Genomic DNA, 1,915 nt, shown 5'->3' with positions numbered 1-1,915 from the left:
GTTCTATAGAATTAATATAATTTCCGCTTTTTCGGAAACTATTTAGTTTATCAATTTCTTGAATTGACATTCCTAATTGATATCCTTTATAGTCTGTAATAAAATTTGGATTGAATGGATATATTTTTAAAGTTTTATTTTCTAACTCTACAGTTTGTAGAGAATCCATTTCTCTTTGAAATTCAGCAATTTCTGCTGATGAAAAATTTAAAGTTTCTTTTGAAGAAAAATCAACAAAAAAGAAAAATGATTGAAGGGAAACTATGATTAGTAACAAAAAGAAAATCCCATTTCGTTGACGCTTATTATAGCCGAAATGGGATTTAAAAAAATTCATATTTTTATTAAACTTAGATAGTTATTTATTTTACAATTACAAATCTATTAAATTAACTTTATAACTACATGTTTTTAAGCTAAAAAAACCAATTTATTCATTTTTAGTAAAAATTTATTAAGTTAATAATTATCTACAACAAAAACTTTATCAAGGATCTATTCTCATTAATAATAATTGATAAGGTATTGTTTCAGTTTGCACATCTAATGGTACAACTAATACACAAGCAAAATCACCTACAGTAGGCACAAAACCTGAGTTAGCCATTGAGTCTTGAGCTAATTGATTATTTACACCTAATGAAGTACCAGTTGGATCCATTATATACCAAACTGCTTCTTGTATCTCTTGCCATGTATACGTTGTTGGAACACCATCAACAATACCACAATTATTAGCTAAGTAGTTCATTGACCCCCAAGGATATGCATTGTATGGTGCTGGAATTAAAGGAATTTCTAATGATGAGTAAAATTCAACAAAATAATTTGCAGCTACATAAATATTAACGTCCTCTTCACCACATAATGTTCTATATGCTATATTTTCTTCAAATAAACTAGGAATAGGTGCTGGTAAAATATTAGTGAATGTCATGTAAAATTCAAAGATATCAAATCCTTGTGGCCCCCAAGAAGTTGCCATATTAGCAGTTTTTGGAATTGGTAAATAAGCTGGTAATTCTACATTAGCATCATTTCCATCATAAGAACAATTTCCTACAACAAAATCAAATACTCCATCAGTACCACCAAATCCATCTTCACCATCATTTGTTGACATTGCTGTATCATCAAATCCTCCAGTATATACTAATTCCCAATCTCCATTAGGCATTTTTAGCATAATTTCAAATGTAAAAGTTTCATCTACACCTACAACGTCAGGATACTCAATACATAGTGGTGAACCTACACCAAACCAACTTAAGTTACTATTAGGATATACACCTTCAACTGGAGTATTATCATTAACAATAGATCCAGCTTCATTTTTAACATTAACATAAAATATTGCTGGGAAATCATAACCATCATAGTCTTGACCGAAATAAGGGCTTCCGTCTGCATGAAATTCTTCATAAAACTTAGTACAAATATCTCCAAAGAAACATACTGTATGTATTTCTGTTTTTGTATAAGCAAACCAAGCAAACCCAAATCTTTCATAGTCAAAAGGTCTATAGCAAAGTACATCTAATTCTACTTTTAATTTATCAAATTCAGGAACATCAAAAACAAGTTGGTTTACCCCTCTTAATTGCCATAAATTTTGATAATAACTACCCATCTCAGGTGATGCCCATATAGCAATACCATAAGCATCATATACAATGAATGATGTTAGTTGGTGAGCTCCTGGTATTAACTTTAAAACTTCTGTTTGTGTTTTACCGTTTAAATGAACAAGTTCTACCCTTATCGCTGATGCATTATCTATGCTTAACATAACATAATCAGGCTCTGCATCAGAACAGTCAGGTATAGCTGGGTCATTCTCTCCATTTTCTTTTGATGCAAATAAACTTTTACTTGCATCTGGTATAAAATTATTGATATCAAATACAACATCTTG

1 protein-coding gene and 1 pseudogene are annotated in these 1,915 nt (G+C 30.2%); both read right to left on the bottom strand.

Annotation, left to right across the window (positions count from 1 at the left end):
• Positions 1 to 337: pseudogene (locus ABY863_RS13515) on the bottom strand (hypothetical protein); the annotation flags it as partial.
• A gap of 150 nt (positions 338 to 487) precedes the next feature.
• Positions 488 to 1,915 (bottom strand): hypothetical protein (locus tag ABY863_RS13510; protein WP_372795706.1); only part of this gene is annotated, 1,428 nt, incomplete at its 5' end.

Source organism: Lutibacter sp., assembly GCF_041562875.1.
Taxonomy (GTDB): Bacteria; Bacteroidota; Bacteroidia; order Flavobacteriales; family Flavobacteriaceae; genus Lutibacter.
This window is presented reverse-complemented; position numbering and strand designations above follow the sequence as displayed.